This window comes from Halomonas flagellata, assembly GCF_022487945.1.
Classification (GTDB): domain Bacteria; phylum Pseudomonadota; class Gammaproteobacteria; order Pseudomonadales; family Halomonadaceae; genus Halomonas; species Halomonas flagellata.
In genome coordinates this window covers 1-16,452 of the sequence record NZ_JAKVPY010000042.1, presented here as the reverse complement: position 1 = coordinate 16,452, position 16,452 = coordinate 1, and the positions used below count along the sequence as shown (strand labels likewise).

Genomic DNA, 16,452 nt, shown 5'->3' with positions numbered 1-16,452 from the left:
GGCAGCAGCTTGGCCACCACGGCTTGTCGGCGTTCCTCGGAGTAGCGAGGCATGAGCGGCTCCTATCGCCCCCTGGATGTTAAGAACAGGGTATCAGAGGGCACGACACTCATCCTGACACTGGGGGCGGCTGAGGAACCTCAGTACGTTCAGCCTTTCGGTTATGTGAGTACGCGGTCACCTTGCAGGGTTTGCCGATGGGGCTCCACGCGTATGGCACCGACGACGATTGTGAAAATCCTGATTCATCAAAGTAATAGAGCTCGTTCTCGCCCTGGTCTTCCCGCTTGTGAAGCGCCTTGAGGAGGCCCTGAGTGTTGCGGAAATCCGTTTCGTCACGCCGCGCCTTCAGTGAATGCCGGACGCGCTTGAAGCTATGGCGATTTTTTTTTCAATGCCCGGCGAAGGGTCACCGTGCTGACTGTCTTGCCGATCTCTTCTTGTAGGCGAGCCTGCAAAGATCGAATCTGATGAGGCTGCCCGGCGACCAACTCCTGCAGTCGCTGGTGGTCGTGCTCATCCAGGATCGGCGTGCGGCCACTGCGGGGCTTGTCGATCAGCCCGTCGAGGCCCGACGCTTCCCACTGCTTGAGCCATCGTGATACGGCATCGCGCCGGACTTGCTGTATCTCACTGATTTGGTTGATGGTATGGCTTTGATCACTCAGCAGGATGGCATGCGCACGCCGACGTAGGGCGCGCTTCTCACCATGATGATAAGCGGAGGTCAGCGGCTGCTGTTCAGATTCAGTGAGAGGGGCAACGAAGCGCCTTGCCATGGTTCCATTTGTGTCAGAGATCCTGACATAGATATTACGCGAAAACTTCAGACCAGGCACTTACCGTGTTTCGAATGACGGATAGAATCTCGCAGATCTGCTCGATGGTGTGCCCCTTGTGGCTGAGAAGGATGCCATGGGCACGCCGGCGCAGAGCGGGTTTTTCGGCGTACCGATATGCTTTCATCAAGGCCTCTTGCTCAACGGTGGTGAGAGAGCGAACAAAGCGGTGTCCCATCTGCACGTCCTGATGCCGGAAAAAAAGAGAGACATCATGCACAAAAACTTATGTTCTGTCACTTACCTCCTAACCACTCACGATGCTGAAACAAGTGTCAGTGCCGTTTCTGGTCGAGAGGGTAGCTGCGTGGGCGATGTTTCGGGATGTAGTGGGAAGCCCGGTGACTTGGCCTGTTTTCTCATCTGGGAAAGGGGGCGTCGGAGAGAAGACGACATGCTATCGGCTCTGGAAGCGCGCTTCCGAATCTTGGGGGACTACGAGGTGGTATGGGAAAGTGAACACCTTATGCAAGACTTGTCTCGCCTCTACGAGAAGAATGCGCCCAGGAACGCCGACAGAGCGCTGGCCAAGGTGGGTCGTCCTCCTTTCAGGTTCGTTCTGGTAGAAGATACTTCGCCTCGTTACACTTGGGTCAGGTCCGTGTCCCAGTTGGTCGAACCTGCCAATGCCGATGTCATTTCGTTGAAGGAGGAGTTCCGCTCCTGGTTCCATGAGAAATACCAGGTCCACTCGAGTACGAACATGAGGGAGTGCCTGTACCAGAGTGTCTTGATTCTCGGGGTGGACAACCTCGAGAAGGCCCTGGGTGGGATAGAAAGAGTCAAGAAGCTCCTCGACAAGGATCTTGAGGGCTGTCATGGCTGGTACGACTGGGCACACTTCTTCTCGGTCATGAATCGCTGTGTCGACTACTTGGTCCTGTATGACTTCGAGGGGCTGCCAGCATTTCTCGATGCCGATGCCATCACCTTTCTCTGCGATGATCTTTTGCGCTTCAAGGCAGCCGCTAATCTGAAGAGAGAAAAAGGGAGGGCGGAAAGGTATCTTCTGGTCGTTGGCGGCAAGCAGTTTAGCGTTTATGTCAGGGTGGTGGGGGATGGTTATTTTGACACCAAGTGGCAGATAAGGATGTTGTCAAACCGGCGATTCACCGGCGATCTATATGTACCAACTATCGAAGATCACTTCTTTGGCCTTTTGTATCACGCCCTGATCCATGAGGGTGGAGTCACGAGAAGACGGAGCAAACAGTTGAATGGTTTGGTCCGGGAGATGGGACTCGACTGGTTAAAGCCCCAAGCCATGAGGGATACCTTGGCGGCTTGCAGTATTCTTAGCGGCTTCATGATTCCCAATGGCTATTCCTACACGAAACCACTTGATCCCGGAGTCAAAGGGAATCTCAAGGCACGGCTCCAGTTGCCCTCTCCATCCTCGGTACGGGCGGGTCTTATTGGGCAAAGGCTTCTCGGCAAGCTGGGGCGCTTCGTCCTCCTTCCGGGGAGGGAAAAAACTCAGGTCATCGGGCGGATGGCCAAAAAAATCCTGTTGAGTCCCTGGGCTCGTCGACAAGAGAATCAATGATGATGGAGCCGATTATATCGCCTGGACGGGTTGTCTTTCTACTGATTCGGCAGGGCCTTGGCGCTGTATTCTTCCTCGTGAACCGTGGCTACCTCGGTTTTTTGCCCTCCACGGTTAAGACGGTGACCTTCTTCCGTTCCAGAGCCAATTGGCCAGCATTCGTTAGCTATCGTGCACTCATGCGTGGCAAGGCCGGGCGTCGGGATCTATGGCGGCTGGCACGGCTCTACTGCCATCTCGAGGATCATGGTCGCTTCGAGCAAGCCTGTCAGGCTTACGATCCGGACCTATGCCTTAAGCCAAGCCTAAAGCGTCGATTCATGGGCAAGGGATGGGGCGAACATTCCCTGAATGTCTATCGGCAGTTATGGGACACGGAGGGGCAGTGCCTCTTCGAGAAGGTGTTGTTCAAGCCTTCAGACGATTATTCGAGGCTGTCATTTTTCATGACATTCCTTGTGCCGAAACTGAATGGTGAGTTCATCAAGACGCCAGGGATACGCGACATGCACCAAGGGAAGCATCTTGCTGCCGTATATTATGAGCATCTTGATGTCGCGGAAGCCGGGTGTTTGGATTTCTCCCAGGACGATCGATTGGCGACGATTGTGACCATCTTTCACGAGTTGAGTAACCTTGAGTGTTTCGATATAAGGATCCGCTATCCTGAGGTCCTTGACTATGCATCGGTGCAGGCATTTCGCGAAGGTCACTGCTACTTGCATCATCTGGTGCGTCGATTATCGAGCCAGGCTCATCCTGAGCTACATGCCCTTGTCGAAGAAAAACCAGTCGATGATCGACGAGTTATCAGTCATGGGGACCTAGTGGCTGTGAATTTCAGCAGAGATGGATGGGTGTGGGACTGGGACCGCTGCGGATATTACCCGGTGGGGTTCGACTTGGCTTGGGCGACGCTCAATGCCGTTGATTTCGTGGGTTTTGACGACCTTATGCAACACAATGAGAGGCTAATTGAACGTATCTATCCGACGTGGTCTCGACGCGACAAACTGGTGGCGAATACGGTGTACTTCACGTCAATCTTTTATTGCCGAAAGTTCAAACCCGGCAAAGGTGATGCTTTTCTCCTGGAGTGTATTCGGTACCTGCATCGGGTCACAGAAGGACTTCACTGATTCGCGATGGCACATCGGCTATCGCCACGCATGAACTGGTGCAGCCAGGAGGAAGGAGTATGAAAATCTTGATCATAGGCAACATGGGATACGTGGGGCCAGGGGTGGTGCGTGAATTGGCCGCACGGCATCCATCCACCATCCTCCACGGCTATGACAACGCCTATTTTGCTCACTGTCTGACCGGGGCGTCGCAACTGCCAGAGTCTCGCCTGGATCGTCAGTACTTCGGGGACGTTCGTTTCCTGCCGGAACGGTTATTGGAAGGCTACACCGCGGTGGTGCAGCTGGCCGCCGTCTCCAACGATCCCATGGGGAGCCGCTTCTCGGAGGAGACGATGGCGATCAACCAGGCGGCTACGCTGCGCCTGGCTCGGGCGGCGTCTCGAGCAGGCGTTCGGAACTTCGTCTTTGCCTCGAGCTGCAGCATCTACGGCTGCGCTGCCGGGGCGCCGCGTCGTGAGACCGATGAGCTGGCTCCCCTTACCGACTATGCCCGTTCGAAGGTCGGTGCCGAGCAGGGCCTGGCGAATATCGGTGGCGACATGGTCATCACCAGCCTGCGCTTCGCGACGGCCTGTGGCATGTCCGACCGGCTGAGGCTCGATCTGGTCCTTAATGACTTCGTGGCCAGTGCCCTCACCCAGAGACACATCAGCGTCCTCAGTGACGGCACCCCTTGGCGTCCCTTGATCGATGTGGTGGACATGGCGAGGGCCATCGACTGGGCGGTGCTCCGTCTCCCGGACAATGGAGGCAGGGTCCTGAGCATCAATGTCGGCGCGAATGCCCGCAACCATCAGGTCCGTGAGCTGGCCTTCGCCGTTGCCGATCAAGTACCGGGAACGGAGGTAAGTATCAATCAGGAGGCGGCCGAGGACAATCGTTCATACCGGGTGGACTTCGACCTGTTCTCCCGATTGGCGCCCGACCACCAGCCAAGAAACTCGTTGGCACAATCCATTGACGGTCTGGTCGAGGGGCTTCGGCGGATGCGATTCGCGGATCCTGATTTCCGGGCGTCTTCTCTCATGCGGTTGAATGCATTGCAGGCACACATCGAAGAGGGACGTCTGTCACGAGATCTGACCTGGAAGGGGCCTTGATTGAAGCACGGGCAGGGGACCGGGTTCGCGGTCCTCCCATCGCGTTGACGACAGGAGGGTAGCATCATGAAGGTAGTAATCTTTGCGGGTGGTTTCGGGACTCGCCTGAGCGAAGAGACGACGATTCGCCCCAAGCCGATGGTGGAAATCGGCGGAAAACCAATACTCTGGCATATAATGAAGATGTATTCTCATTATGGGTTCAATGAGTTCGTGATCCTTGGAGGCTACAAGGTTGAATACATTAGAGACTACTTCCTGAACTATCGAGGGCATTGTAGCGACTACACCATAGATCTGGGGTCGGGAGTCGTCGAGTGGCTGGATAGTAACTCGGAAGACTGGAAGATTACCGTATTGGATACAGGTGGCGATGCCATGACTGGCGGACGTCTCAAGCGAGCACGGCATCTCTTATCTGATGACACCTTCTGTCTGACCTATGGTGATGGACTAAGCGATGTCGATATTACTGCACTAGTGAACGAGCATCAGGCTTCAAAGAACTGGTGCACTCTGACAGCAGTCGTGCAACCGGGACGTTATGGAGCACTTCACGTCAATGAAAATAACCACGTAGTCAGCGGGTTCAGGGAAAAGGGACCCACCGATGGGGGGTTGATCAATGGCGGTTTCTTCGTTTGCGAGCCCGAGGTGTTCGAGTTGATCGACGATGATCAGACTGTGTGGGAAAACACACCCATGAAGCGAATGGTTGAGCTCGGCAAGCTGGGGTATTTCCATCATGATGGCTATTGGCAGAGCATGGATTCACTGCGCGACAAGATGGTTCTCGAGGCGGCCTGGTCGGAAGACCCGCGCTGGAAGGTCTGGCGGGATTGACGCCGCCCGGCCGACGACACCACGTTACACCGTTCCCCTCCATATCAGCTAACTGCAGGGAGGAAGCGAGTTCGGGGCTTTCCGACTCGCGGCATGCTCATGATCATAGTGGATAAGGCGCTGGCCAAGCGCGAGTCAGACGGTCACCCCATTCGGGTCGGCATGATCGGAGCCGGCTTTCAGGGCCGTGGCATCGGTTTGCAGATCATGACGGCCACGCCGGGCATGCGTCTGTGTGCCGTCGCCAATCGTCACATCCAGGCAGCCAGGGACGTCTTTGCCCAGATAGACAGGGAAGCACGCCCCTGTGAGACGCGGGCGGCCCTCGAAGAGGCGATCGCCTCGGGGGTGCCCGCGATCACCGAGGATGCCGTGGCCCTGGCCGGTGCCGAAGGGCTGGACGCGGTGATCGAAGTGACCGGCTCTGTGGAGCATGCCGCCCAGGTAGTGCTTACGGCAATCGAGAGCGGCAAGGACGTGATCCAGATGAACGCTGAGCTGGACGGCACCATTGGTCCCATCCTCAAGACGAAGGCCGATGAGGCCGGTGTCATCTACACCTTCGCCGACGGCGATCAGCCCGGGGTCCAGATGAACCTGTATCGTTTCGTCAGCGGGCTCGGGGTCACGCCGGTTCTGTGCGGCAACATCAAGGGGCTACATGATCCCCATCGCAACCCCACGACCCAGGAGGCCTTCGCCAGGCGCTGGGGTCAGAAACCGGCGATGGTTGCGTCCTTCGCCGATGGCACCAAGATCTCCTTCGAACAAGCGGTGGTGGCCAATGGTACCGGGATGCGAGTTGCACGCCGGGGCATGCTCGGACCGGACTTTTCCGGCGGCGACCCGGGGGCGCCCCTGGTGACCATCGAACAAGCGGCCGAAGCCTTCGAGCCTTACCTAGAGTCTGCCGAGGCGCGGTACGTGGATTATGTGGTGGGCGCCAGGCCTGGGCCGGGAATCTTCGTTCTCGGGCGGCACGAGGATCCTCGGCAGCGCCACTACCTCGAGCTCTACAAGCTGGGCAGGGGCCCGCATTACTGCTTCTACACGCCTTATCACCTCTGCCATTTCGAGGTGCCGACCTCCGTGGCCCGGGCCGTACTGTTCCGGGATGCGGTGCTGGCACCGCTTCAAGGGCCGCGAGTCGGTGTCATTGCAATGGCCAAGAAGGATCTCTTCCCGGGCGATACGATCATTGAATTTGGTGGTTATGAGGTCTATGGCATCGCCGAAAACATCGGTGAAATCAGAAGGGATAACTTGTTACCCATCGGGTTAGCACTCGGTTGCACGATGGCAAGGCCCGTGAAAAAAGATGCGCCTCTTACCTTCCTGGATGTGGACATTCCTGTAGGGCGCCTAGTGGATAAGCTTTATGATGAGCAGGAACAAATATTTCCTCTATGATGATAGGAAATACAGTTACACCATGATGTTAAGGAGAGGGGTATGGTATTTCACGAAACACGGCTCAAGGATGCTTACCTGATTGCTTTGGAGCCACATGGAGATGAGCGAGGGTTTTTTGCACGGACGATGTGCAAAGAGGAATTTGATAAGCATGGGATTATCAGCGAATTTGTTCAACAGAATACTTCATTTTCTGCTAGAAAAGGCACATTGAGAGGCTTGCATTACCAGAGAAAACCCCATGCCGAAGCAAAGCTCGTGCGTTGTGTCAGCGGAGGTATATCTGATGTCATAGTGGATATTAGAGAAAATTCTCCTACTTATCTAATGCATCAGGCCTTTGAACTTAGTGAGGAGAACTATTGTCAGCTCTATGTTCCACCAGGTTTTGCCCATTCGTTCATTACACTGTGTGATAATGTGGAAGTGAGCTACCTAGTTTCAGCTGCTTATGCACCACAGGCTGAGGATGGACTGAGGTATGACGATAATGAACTAGCAATCAAATGGCCAGCTCCAGTGACAGTCATCTCCGAAAAGGATATGGCTTGGCCTTTGTTGTCGGATCGTGTCGCTTCGCTCTTCTGAGTAAAGAGTCAACAATACCCCATTGTCAATATTATGAGTGAGAGACTATGGACAGGGATAAGGTGGCCGCTGTCATTCTTACATACAATCGTCAAGAACTTCTCAAGCGTTGCCTTGACGCGGTTTATTCACAGAGCCGTGCATGTGATTATGTTATTGTCATTGACAATGCAAGTGACGATGGTACCAAAGAAATGCTGCTCGACTCCGACTATCCAGCTCTGCAGCTTTATACGCTTTCACGAAATATTGGGGCTGCTGGTGGTTTCAATGCGGGCTTTCGTCTAGCGTACCAGAATGGAGCCGACTTTGTCTGGATGATGGACGATGATGTTCTGCCCGAACCGGAGGCCTTGGAGCATCTCCTGGAAGCTGATGCTGTACTTGCCGAGAAGGGCATCGAGCGCTCCTTCCTGGTCTCCTCGGCATTTACAGAGTCGGGGTACGTTACTAATACGCCGGAGCCAAGCCGAATCAAGAACCAGATCGGATACCGTGACTGGTCTGTCCTACTCGACCAACGCTTGGTCGCCGTAGATAGGGCCTGCTTTATTTCGATACTTGTCCCGCGCATCATCTTGGAGTGTTATGGCTTGCCCATCGCTTCCATGTTCATCTGGGGAGAAGACGCCGAGTTCACGTTGAGAATCAGCCAGCAGGCACCAGGGTTCTTGGTCGGCGATAGCCGGGTGCTTCACCTGCGTCAGGAAGGCGGTCCGATTAGAATCACCTCTGAGCGCAATCCGATGCGTCTTCGCTATCACCGAAACCTCATTCGCAACAACCTCTTCATCGCCAGGAAATATCAACCCTGGCGTCGTTTTCCGCTGTTGCTTTTTTCTCTGATCCGTCTGTTGTGTCGGCTATTGGGGAACAGGCAGTTTGGTAAGGCCGTGATCGTATTTCAGGGAGCTCTATCGAGCCTGTACTTTTCCCCCGGGATCGAACAGGTCGATGCTTCCATCGATTCTCTCGGCGTCGAGATGCATCAGCTTCTCCCTTGAGTGTACTACCCTGCCGCTTTGTTGATCGTGCCACTAATGCTGGATGCTCTTTATCAATTGCTGGTAAAAAGTCTCAATGAACTTGCGAAATCAGTTGGTCAGGAGTTTCCTGACGGTGGGTGCCATCCGGATCTTTGCAATCCCTCTCGGACTTGCGACAAGCATTCTCTTGGCCCGATATCTGGGACTCGACGCATTCGGCCAACCAATATGCTTTCATGATGGCGCTGCTTCCCTTCTTATCCCTGCCAGTAGGGAGACGGCGAGCGGCCTGACCAAGCTGGAGCCTGAACAACGCGACCTCTTCGAGGCCATCGGCCCGCCGGCACCAACCGCATCACGCTTGTAGTGCCAATTTTGGCAACGTATTTTCAGGTAAATCAGTAGTTTACGCTTCTAACTGTCGAACTCCGGATGTCATATGGGTTAGCTGCCTTCAGGCCCTATAGTGCTTGGAAGTTTGGGGAGTTGACTGATTAAAATCGTGCATTAGCCGTGTGTTGATTGCTTATATATGAGAAAGATGTAATGAAAGACACGATCTCAAATATATTCTATAATAGAGCTGGCTTCAGTGTTTATCGATGGAGAATATGCGATTCTGTTCCACTCGTTGTTGATTTGATAGGCCCCCCGGGAATAGGTAAATCTTACTTGATCAAATGCTTAATAAAAAAATCTGTTATCCATGCCAGTCGTCAAAAATTTGATCAAACAAGAAGGGTGTGTATATCTAGAGCCTATTTACTCTCCCTGGCGGCAATGCGGTTGGATGATATTGGCGTGCTCCAAAAGAAATCGATAAAAATTCTGTATGATCTCAATATTCATAGTGCTAATTGGGGTGTGCTTGTCGATGAGGGGCTAAGTCAACACTTCATAAATGAATTATGTGAGATGCCCAGAGACAGACCAGACAATTTCGATTTTATTATGCGAAGGCGTGCGGTCATTAACCTGGCTGCATCGCCGACGTTTATCAATAACCGCATCCGAGATAGGGCTGCAAAAAGTGGAGCTTTGCTATCATATCACAACGGAAAGACGGATGAGGAATTATCAAGGTTCAACATGAAGTTTTTAGAGAAGGGCGAAAATCTGACCTTACTCATGAAGGAAAGATATTTTCCCGCAATCACCATCGATGCAAGTATGAATGACGATATCGTTGTTGAGCAGATTGTCGATTTTCTATCCTCTCTAACTGTAAATGAATTAATAAAATAAGTGTGCAGCAACTATCTTTCAAGGCTTTTTACACATGCACTTTTTATTGTTCTTCTGCATATTCTTTACCAAACACCTATTTTCCCGGTAATTGTTTATACATACAAGACGTGACTAATCTTGCTTTAATTGGAGCAATGTAGATGATTGGTATGGTGATTAGTAGTCAACCTCTATTAATCAGTATGGGTGAGAAATCCTCGTTCTTGATTTCGTCAGGAAAATTATGTTAGGTAATGTTTTTATGAAAAATGAATTGAAGTTATCGTACATGTTTATGCCGGTTGCAGTTGTATCTGCCTTGTCTTATGTGTCAATCCCACTTAGTTTAATATTCGCTTTTATTGTTACGTTGGTTGTTACATCAAAGAGTGTCTACTACTCGGTTCCACTGGTCTTGTTTGGATCAGGCTTTCAACTAATCGGGATATACTCAGGAGTGCACTATGGATGGTTTATTGTTCTTTCAGCATTGCTTGGAGCCACATATCAGATTTTTACACGGGGAGTGCTAAGGATATACATGCCATTTGGGATCTTGGTTTTGTTAGTGTTAACACTGTCATTCATGCACTTGCTAGCTGATTCTTTATATCTAGAAAGATATTTTGGCTTAATATCTGTCCTTGTCTACAGCCTTTTCCTTCTGGGCTTCTCAGAAGACCATGCTCCCCAGGATCTGGAAAATAATCTTTTATCAGCAATAGCTTTTGCTGGATTATGTATGGGGGCAGCCGTTTTTTTATTATTCACTTCACAGGAACTTTCATTAGCGAGAACATCTGAGATGAGCTTTGCTGTTGGTGATACACAAAGTTCCCCGAGATTATTGACCACAGTGCTGGGATCTGTCCTTACGTTAACTATGTTGTCTCTTATAATAGAAAAAAATGGAATACTATCTAAGGTTCTTTATCTGGTATCTTCCTTGTGTGTCTTGCTTGCCATGGTCTATGCCGGCTCAAGAATGCCATTAATAGCAACTGTTGTGTCTATAACAATAGGGCTTTTTATTTATCTAGTAAGAAATTTCAGTAAACTGCCCGCACGATTTGTAGTATGGGTTTCTGTTTTAGTTCTTGTTTTTTCCTCATTGATATTTTACTTCTCAATGTTTGGTGTGGCTGGATTACCATTTGTTCCTGATTCAGTCGAATCGTTAAGGGTTTTAAAGGCTGTCAATATTGATAATAACGGTAGGCTATTGATGTGGAGTTCATACTTAGATGGCATGGATGTTCTTGACATGTTATTTGGGATCGGGTTAGGAACATTTGGCAACCCACATTCATTCTGGATAGGGGGTTTTATAGCTTTTGGTGTGATTGGCATTTTTCCCATTATTCTGTTCTTAATGGTAAAAATATTTCAGTCCTTTTGCATAGGCGCTATTTATCCTTTAGCAACATTAATTTATATTCTCCTGTCTGTCTCGACATCAAGTGATATTGACCGGATGCAACCTTGGATAATCTTATCCTTGGCATGCCTGCTTTATGTGACGACTTTAAATGGCTGGAAAGAAAATGGAAAAACAGAATAATACCATTAACAGAAGGTTCGGTGCGATATATGTTGCCATGGGGCGGCCATATTTGGCAATGACATTACTATCGATCAAGACCTTGAAGTCGGTAAGTCCTTCAATGCCAGTTACCGTAGTCACTAATGTGGAACTGCTGCTCAATAAAATCGATTTCTTATCTGAAGATCTTGATACGATCATCTTTATTGATCTTGTTACGACAGAAAATAGAAATATAAAGAGTCGCTTGCATGAATATTCTTCTTACCAAAAGGCGGTCTTCCTGGACTCTGATACATTGATAATGAAAGATCTTGCAGTTGGTGAGTTTCTCCTGGATCACTTTGATGTAGCGATGCGGGTTAATCCCTACCCTCAAGAGAGAAAGGGCAAAGGAGATGTGTCTATTTTAGGAGGTGAACTGGTTTCTAACCTTCCTCACTGGAACAGTGGAGTGATTCTTTTCAAGAAGTCTGAAGCAGTCGATCATTTCTTTTCCAAATGGAACAAAAGTTATAACAGTATCGGTGTTGAGTATGATCAAGTGTCGCTGGTGGAGGCTGTGTTTAAATCGGATGTTAGGTTTCTGGGCTTAGAGAAGCGTTGGAATGATACGGATCCATTCTTGAATAGAAAGAAATGGTTAAAGAGAGTGCGAGTATTTCATTATGCATCAAACATCAGCAACGATCTGATGCATCAAATCCTTGCCATGGACTCATTCATTCCTGATAAAGGCCATGATAAGAAAAATAACGAGACAGCCGAGTTTCTTTCCCGGAAAAGAAAATCCAAACGCAAAGAGCTCGGGTTGCTAAAATACTCTCTTATAAGAATCTTCTGGCTATTCAGCACGCCGGTAAAGTTCCACAATAAATGAAGGTAGGTCGGCTATGCCTTACATCATTGAGTTTATTGGAGTGCCGGGTTCCGGTAAAACCTTTTCATCCTTGAAGCTCGAATCACTTTTGAGATCGGAAGCCTCCAAAGTTATTAGTTATGCAGAGTTTTCAAGTGGTGACGTCAATTTTTTCCGTATAATAAAAAAAATGATATCCACTTTCAAATTCATGATCAGAAGCCCGCGAGAATTTATAGGATTGGGTTCACTGATATTTTCCAATGAGTATAAATCCAAATTGATAGTTTGGTCTATTTTGATTAATTACTCTCATTTGCTTGATTTTTTGAATAAATGCAGATATGAGTCATTACCAGCTGTAGTTGAGCAAGGTATCTTTCAGATTGGTTGGCCATTGATTTACTACTCTACGGATAAGGAACCGTCTCTAAAGGTCTTTTACAGATTGATTGACAATGCGATAAAACATATAGACCCATCTCTGTATATTCTGGTCTGCATAGCCCCGCCTGAGATTGTCCTTGCTAAAAGAATGAGAAAGAGGAATCTATCCGATTTAAATATCAGAGAATCCATGGCGTCTTTAGAACTTCTGTATTCTTCCATAAAGGGTCTACGTTCCGTGTCAGGGATGATTTTTCTTTCCAATGATGGAAGCGATAGCTCCAATGAGAGAACAAATACTATTATCCTTGATCTGGTGAAATCAAATGGCCAAAAGAAAAATCATTACCACTGTGACAAGTGATGGTAGTGTCATCTTCCTGGAAGGTCATTTCGTGTGCGCCCAAGCATCAGGGTTTGATACTATCCTGATTTGCAAGGGTGGTCCTAATTCATCAAAGATCTCTGCCAATGAACAAACGAAATTCAAAGAGGTGCCATTCAGCAGGGAGATAGATATTGGTAATGATGTGACATGTCTGATTTCTCTTGTATCTATTTTCATGAGAGAGAAACCCTTCATAGTAAATGCCGGAACCCCTAAAGCTTCATTGTTAAGCATGTTGGCAGCCTGGGTGTCCGGGGTTCCATACAGAATCTACACACAGCATGGATTCAGGCACGAATCCCTTCACGGTTTATCGCGCGCTATTCAAATTCTAGTGGAGCGAATTACATGCCATTTGGCTACTCACGTCATATGTGTCAGTCCCAGTGTTCGTCATCTTGGAATCTCATCGGGGTTTTTTTCGGAAAGCAAGTCCCGCATGCTGGGAATGGGTAGTTGTGGCGTCTCTTTTGGTAGATTGAGGGATGGAGAAAGCCATGGACCGAGTTGCGAGACAATCAAGGCGGCATATGGCATTCAGCAGCAAGATTTTGTCATTGGGTTCGTTGGCAGGATAATCCCGAGAAAAGGGATTGAAGAGCTGGTGTCTGCTTTCATAGAGATATCCCAATCGAGACCTAATATAAAGTTGCTTCTGGTTGGAGGGTTTGAAAAGGCGCAACCTATTTCCGAGTGGTGTCTGAATATGATCCGCAATCATGACCATATCATTAATGTGGGGTATCAAAATAATGTGGCGGCATATATGAAGGTAATGAATCTGTTCTGCATGCCTTCTCACTGGGAGGGGTTTGGTAACACTTTAGTTGAAGCTGCATATTTGGGGTTGCCTGTAATTACTTCTAACGGAACAGGTAGTCGTGATGCTGTCAAGGATGACTATAATGGAACTGTTGTGTCTGTGGGGGATAAGGATGCCTTGAAGAGAACCATTATTCGTTATCTGGATTATCCAGATATATTGAAAAAACATGGTGAAAATGGACCGAGTTGGGCAAGACGGTTTGATAGGAATGTGATTAATAATGAACTTGTTGCTTTTTATAAAAGCCTGCCGTGATTATCTGTCCTTAAATCTTTCTGCCTGAGTCCTATTCCTTGGTGTCTACAGGATGAACTTGACGTTAGCGCCAGTCCCGTGCTGGTGTAATTGTACCAGATAGTCTTGACAGCACTGAAGAACTTGTTCTATATCCAAGACATCGATCCTGATCAGCATAATTACAGGGTGTTGCAGTTTGTAGTTCATTTCTATGTATTCGAGCATCTTGTCGTGGATAAACGTTCATGTGGACCAGCAATAAGAATACATTGCCACAGGTTGTAAATAGCCATTCAGTAGAATGGAGATTCTGATATGATAGATTGTGATGTCCTTCGGGAGTTGATTATGATTTATTCTTCAGAATGGACAGGCGCTGATTGAATTACGTAAAGTATTCTTCTCTGTTTCCCCTTTCCAGGATGCCTTGTGGACGAGACATAGATGTAATAAATAAGGTAATCTCCCGGGTTTGCCGGGGTACTACTCGAGGTTTGACCGTGTGATGCGGTCACAGGGAACCTCCAATCTCGGCAAAGAGATAGGAAGTTCCCAGTGAGAGAGTACCAGAGTCTGCTTATACGACATGGAATTGCAGGTATCATGTTGCTTTCATCCCGAAAAAGCGAAAGAAAGTGATTTTCGGTGGTATACGCAAGCACCTTACAGTTGAGTAGTTCCTTGACAACCTTGACTGGTGCTGGCGAGTGTAGGATGGCAGCTATCAACGTGATCGATTGGGGGTTTCGGGAAGGGAGGTTGCATGAACATGAAAGGCATTATTCTGGCGGGAGGTTCCGGGACACGGCTTTATCCAATCACAATGGGTATATCTAAACAGCTACTTCCCATCTACGATAAGCCGATGATCTACTATCCATTGTCTGTGCTTATGCTGGTGGGTATTCAGGATATTTTGATCATTACTACCCCGGATGAGCAGTATTGCTTCCAGAGACTTCTAGGCGATGGAAGTCAGTTCGGGGTGAACTTCACTTATGCCGTTCAGCCTAGCCCGGATGGGTTAGCACAGGCATTCATCATTGGATTCGAGTATCGTTTCTCTTGGAATTAACTGCAAGATGCATGTGTTTCAAGCGGCCATGGGCTTTGTGTTCTGGATGATATCGACAATATTATTGCTGCTCGTAAGTAAATCTGCAGTAAATGCCGGCAATCTCTGGAAGGATGGGTCAGGCTACAGCGTCAAAGCGCTTGCTGCACAAGAAACTACGTTTACTTCCCGGTTCTATTCGATAGCGAACTTGCTCTTATGGGGGTGAAGAAAGCCCTGGATGAGCATGGCTTCTTTCCCCGGAGGTATTTTTTCCATCTCTTGAGTCAGTTTTGTATATTGCGAGTAATGGTGATGATGAGATGCGGGATATATCAAGGAAGGTCTCGGGAAGTGTGCTGTGTTTCCCGGGTTGAGCATGGGTGAAGTCGATCGTGTTTTCGAAGTAATCAAGGAATGTGTCTTGAGAAGGTCTTGATGTTGAGGTCTGAGATTTTCAGTGAAGTGATGAAAAGTCGCCTGTATGGTTTTAGAAACATGTTGCGTCAGGGTTGCTACTCCGAAGTCTCAGTGATCCATGTGAATGGTGGTAATCATGAACAGAATAGTGGACAAAAACTATGAGGACCTCGATCTAGGACGATTCTTCGGTCTGCTGCTAGATCATAAATGGCTAATCCTGTTCATTACCTTGATATTCGCTTCGGTGGGAGCCGTGTATGCGATGCTCGCTACGCCGATCTATCGTGGTGATGCCTTGGTACAAGTAGAGCGTCGTGCCACGGTCAACCCCCTCGAGGACGTGGCCGCCGGCATGCTGGGAGAGGAGCGTGAGAGCAGCACCGCGGCGGAGGTGCAGATCCTGCAGTCGCGCATGGTACTTGGGCAGGTCGTCGATCGTATGGGGCTGGATACGGAAGTCGTTCCAAAGGCCCTGCCAATCATTGGTAGCTATCTTCACCGGCATGGGATCCCGCGGCCAACATTCGCCACTGGCAGTATCGATATTTCCAGTTCTCTCCCCAATGCCTTGAAGGGCGGCCTCCGTCTCCCAAGCATTCTGCAGCCTCATTCGGTCGTTTGGGGCGACGAATGGCTAGAGCTCGGTCGCCTGGAGGTATCGGACCGACTACGCGGAACTCCGCTGATTGTCAAGGCTGGGAAAGATGGTCGCTACTCTCTCTGGCTAGGCGACGAGGGGCGCAGACCCATCGGCGAAGGACAGGTGGGCGAGCTGGCTCGTTTCATTGAGGGGGATATTCAGCTTCGCATAGCCGCCCTCGAGGCCCCCGCGGGGGCCGAGTTCACCCTCGTCAAGCACAGGCGTGTCTCGGCCATCCGCGACCTGGGGGACCGGTTGAGCGTGGCCGAAGTGGGCATGGGTCGTGGCACGAGCACCGGGATGTTGCGCCTGACCCTGACCGGGCCCGATCGCGACGAGATCCGGCGCTCGCTGGATGCCGTGGCGGAGACCTTCCTCACCCAGAATGTCCGGCGCCAGTCGGCCGAG

The 16,452-nt window shown here is 49.7% G+C and carries 14 protein-coding genes and 3 pseudogenes; 15 read left to right on the top strand and 2 right to left on the bottom strand.

Features of this window, described 5'->3' with window-relative positions:
- Positions 1-126: 126 nt before the first annotated feature.
- Positions 127-779, bottom strand: a pseudogene (locus tag MKP05_RS20360) (IS630 family transposase); the annotation flags it as partial.
- Positions 780-813: 34 nt separating this feature from the next.
- Complete coding sequence (locus tag MKP05_RS21985) at positions 814-966, bottom strand: helix-turn-helix domain-containing protein (RefSeq protein ID WP_369127984.1); 153 nt, start codon at positions 964-966, stop codon at positions 814-816.
- Between MKP05_RS21985 and MKP05_RS20355 the strand changes: the two genes are divergently transcribed.
- The 15 genes and pseudogenes from MKP05_RS20355 to MKP05_RS20285 all read left to right on the top strand — a co-directional run.
- Positions 898-2,385: a hypothetical protein gene (locus MKP05_RS20355; RefSeq protein ID WP_240569996.1), complete on the top strand. Its 1,488-nt coding sequence runs from the start codon at positions 898-900 to the stop codon at positions 2,383-2,385. The two genes, MKP05_RS21985 and MKP05_RS20355, sit on opposite strands and share 69 nt — an antisense overlap.
- Positions 2,385-3,524: a phosphotransferase gene (locus MKP05_RS20350; RefSeq protein WP_240569995.1), complete on the top strand. Its 1,140-nt coding sequence runs from the start codon at positions 2,385-2,387 to the stop codon at positions 3,522-3,524. The genes MKP05_RS20355 and MKP05_RS20350 overlap by 1 nt, the downstream gene beginning before the upstream one ends.
- A gap of 59 nt (positions 3,525-3,583) precedes the next feature.
- On the top strand, positions 3,584-4,630 hold the full coding sequence (locus MKP05_RS20345; RefSeq protein ID WP_240569994.1) for an NAD-dependent epimerase/dehydratase family protein: 1,047 nt from the start codon (positions 3,584-3,586) through the stop codon (positions 4,628-4,630).
- 66 nt (positions 4,631-4,696) lie between these two features.
- On the top strand, positions 4,697-5,473 hold the full coding sequence (rfbF, locus tag MKP05_RS20340) for a glucose-1-phosphate cytidylyltransferase (protein WP_240569993.1): 777 nt from the start codon (positions 4,697-4,699) through the stop codon (positions 5,471-5,473).
- Between the two features lie 93 nt (positions 5,474-5,566).
- Positions 5,567-6,883: an NAD(P)H-dependent oxidoreductase gene (locus MKP05_RS20335; protein ID WP_240569992.1), complete on the top strand. Its 1,317-nt coding sequence runs from the start codon at positions 5,567-5,569 to the stop codon at positions 6,881-6,883.
- 42 nt (positions 6,884-6,925) lie between these two features.
- Complete coding sequence (rfbC, locus tag MKP05_RS20330) at positions 6,926-7,474, top strand: dTDP-4-dehydrorhamnose 3,5-epimerase (protein ID WP_240569991.1); 549 nt, start codon at positions 6,926-6,928, stop codon at positions 7,472-7,474.
- Positions 7,475-7,521: 47 nt separating this feature from the next.
- The gene (locus MKP05_RS20325; protein ID WP_240569990.1) at positions 7,522-8,478 is read left to right on the top strand and encodes a glycosyltransferase family 2 protein; all 957 of its coding nucleotides are present in this window, start codon (positions 7,522-7,524) and stop codon (positions 8,476-8,478) included.
- Between the two features lie 528 nt (positions 8,479-9,006).
- Complete coding sequence (locus tag MKP05_RS20320; RefSeq protein WP_240569989.1) at positions 9,007-9,705, top strand: hypothetical protein; 699 nt, start codon at positions 9,007-9,009, stop codon at positions 9,703-9,705.
- Positions 9,706-9,949: 244 nt separating this feature from the next.
- Positions 9,950-11,248: a hypothetical protein gene (locus MKP05_RS20315; protein WP_240569988.1), complete on the top strand. Its 1,299-nt coding sequence runs from the start codon at positions 9,950-9,952 to the stop codon at positions 11,246-11,248.
- Complete coding sequence (locus tag MKP05_RS20310; protein ID WP_240569987.1) at positions 11,232-12,110, top strand: hypothetical protein; 879 nt, start codon at positions 11,232-11,234, stop codon at positions 12,108-12,110. Before MKP05_RS20315 ends, MKP05_RS20310 begins: the two co-directional genes overlap by 17 nt.
- 13 nt (positions 12,111-12,123) lie before the next feature.
- The gene (locus tag MKP05_RS20305; protein ID WP_240569986.1) at positions 12,124-12,840 is read left to right on the top strand and encodes a hypothetical protein; all 717 of its coding nucleotides are present in this window, start codon (positions 12,124-12,126) and stop codon (positions 12,838-12,840) included.
- Complete coding sequence (locus MKP05_RS20300) at positions 12,803-13,945, top strand: glycosyltransferase family 4 protein (RefSeq protein WP_240569985.1); 1,143 nt, start codon at positions 12,803-12,805, stop codon at positions 13,943-13,945. Before MKP05_RS20305 ends, MKP05_RS20300 begins: the two co-directional genes overlap by 38 nt.
- Before the next feature lie 537 nt (positions 13,946-14,482).
- Positions 14,483-14,592: pseudogene (locus MKP05_RS21920) on the top strand (IS200/IS605 family transposase); the annotation flags it as partial.
- A 104-nt stretch (positions 14,593-14,696) separates the two neighbouring features.
- Positions 14,697-14,984 (top strand): annotated as a pseudogene (locus tag MKP05_RS20290) (sugar phosphate nucleotidyltransferase); the annotation flags it as partial.
- 553 nt (positions 14,985-15,537) lie between these two features.
- The coding region (locus MKP05_RS20285) for a Wzz/FepE/Etk N-terminal domain-containing protein (protein ID WP_240569984.1) at positions 15,538-16,452 on the top strand (915 nt) is incomplete at its 3' end.

Bases quoted from the DNA above. Each gene is read 5' to 3' on its own strand.
- MKP05_RS21985 (WP_369127984.1), bottom strand. From the start codon at position 966: ATGAAAGCATATCGGTACGCCGAAAAACCCGCTCTGCGCCGGCGTGCC.
- MKP05_RS20350 (WP_240569995.1), top strand. From the start codon at position 2,385: ATGATGGAGCCGATTATATCGCCTGGACGGGTTGTCTTTCTACTGATT.
- MKP05_RS20345 (WP_240569994.1), top strand. From the start codon at position 3,584: ATGAAAATCTTGATCATAGGCAACATGGGATACGTGGGGCCAGGGGTG.
- rfbF (WP_240569993.1), top strand. From the start codon at position 4,697: ATGAAGGTAGTAATCTTTGCGGGTGGTTTCGGGACTCGCCTGAGCGAA.
- MKP05_RS20335 (WP_240569992.1), top strand. From the start codon at position 5,567: ATGCTCATGATCATAGTGGATAAGGCGCTGGCCAAGCGCGAGTCAGAC.
- rfbC (WP_240569991.1), top strand. From the start codon at position 6,926: ATGGTATTTCACGAAACACGGCTCAAGGATGCTTACCTGATTGCTTTG.
- MKP05_RS20325 (WP_240569990.1), top strand. From the start codon at position 7,522: ATGGACAGGGATAAGGTGGCCGCTGTCATTCTTACATACAATCGTCAA.
- MKP05_RS20320 (WP_240569989.1), top strand. From the start codon at position 9,007: ATGAAAGACACGATCTCAAATATATTCTATAATAGAGCTGGCTTCAGT.
- MKP05_RS20315 (WP_240569988.1), top strand. From the start codon at position 9,950: ATGAAAAATGAATTGAAGTTATCGTACATGTTTATGCCGGTTGCAGTT.
- MKP05_RS20310 (WP_240569987.1), top strand. From the start codon at position 11,232: ATGGAAAAACAGAATAATACCATTAACAGAAGGTTCGGTGCGATATAT.
- MKP05_RS20305 (WP_240569986.1), top strand. From the start codon at position 12,124: ATGCCTTACATCATTGAGTTTATTGGAGTGCCGGGTTCCGGTAAAACC.
- MKP05_RS20300 (WP_240569985.1), top strand. From the start codon at position 12,803: ATGGCCAAAAGAAAAATCATTACCACTGTGACAAGTGATGGTAGTGTC.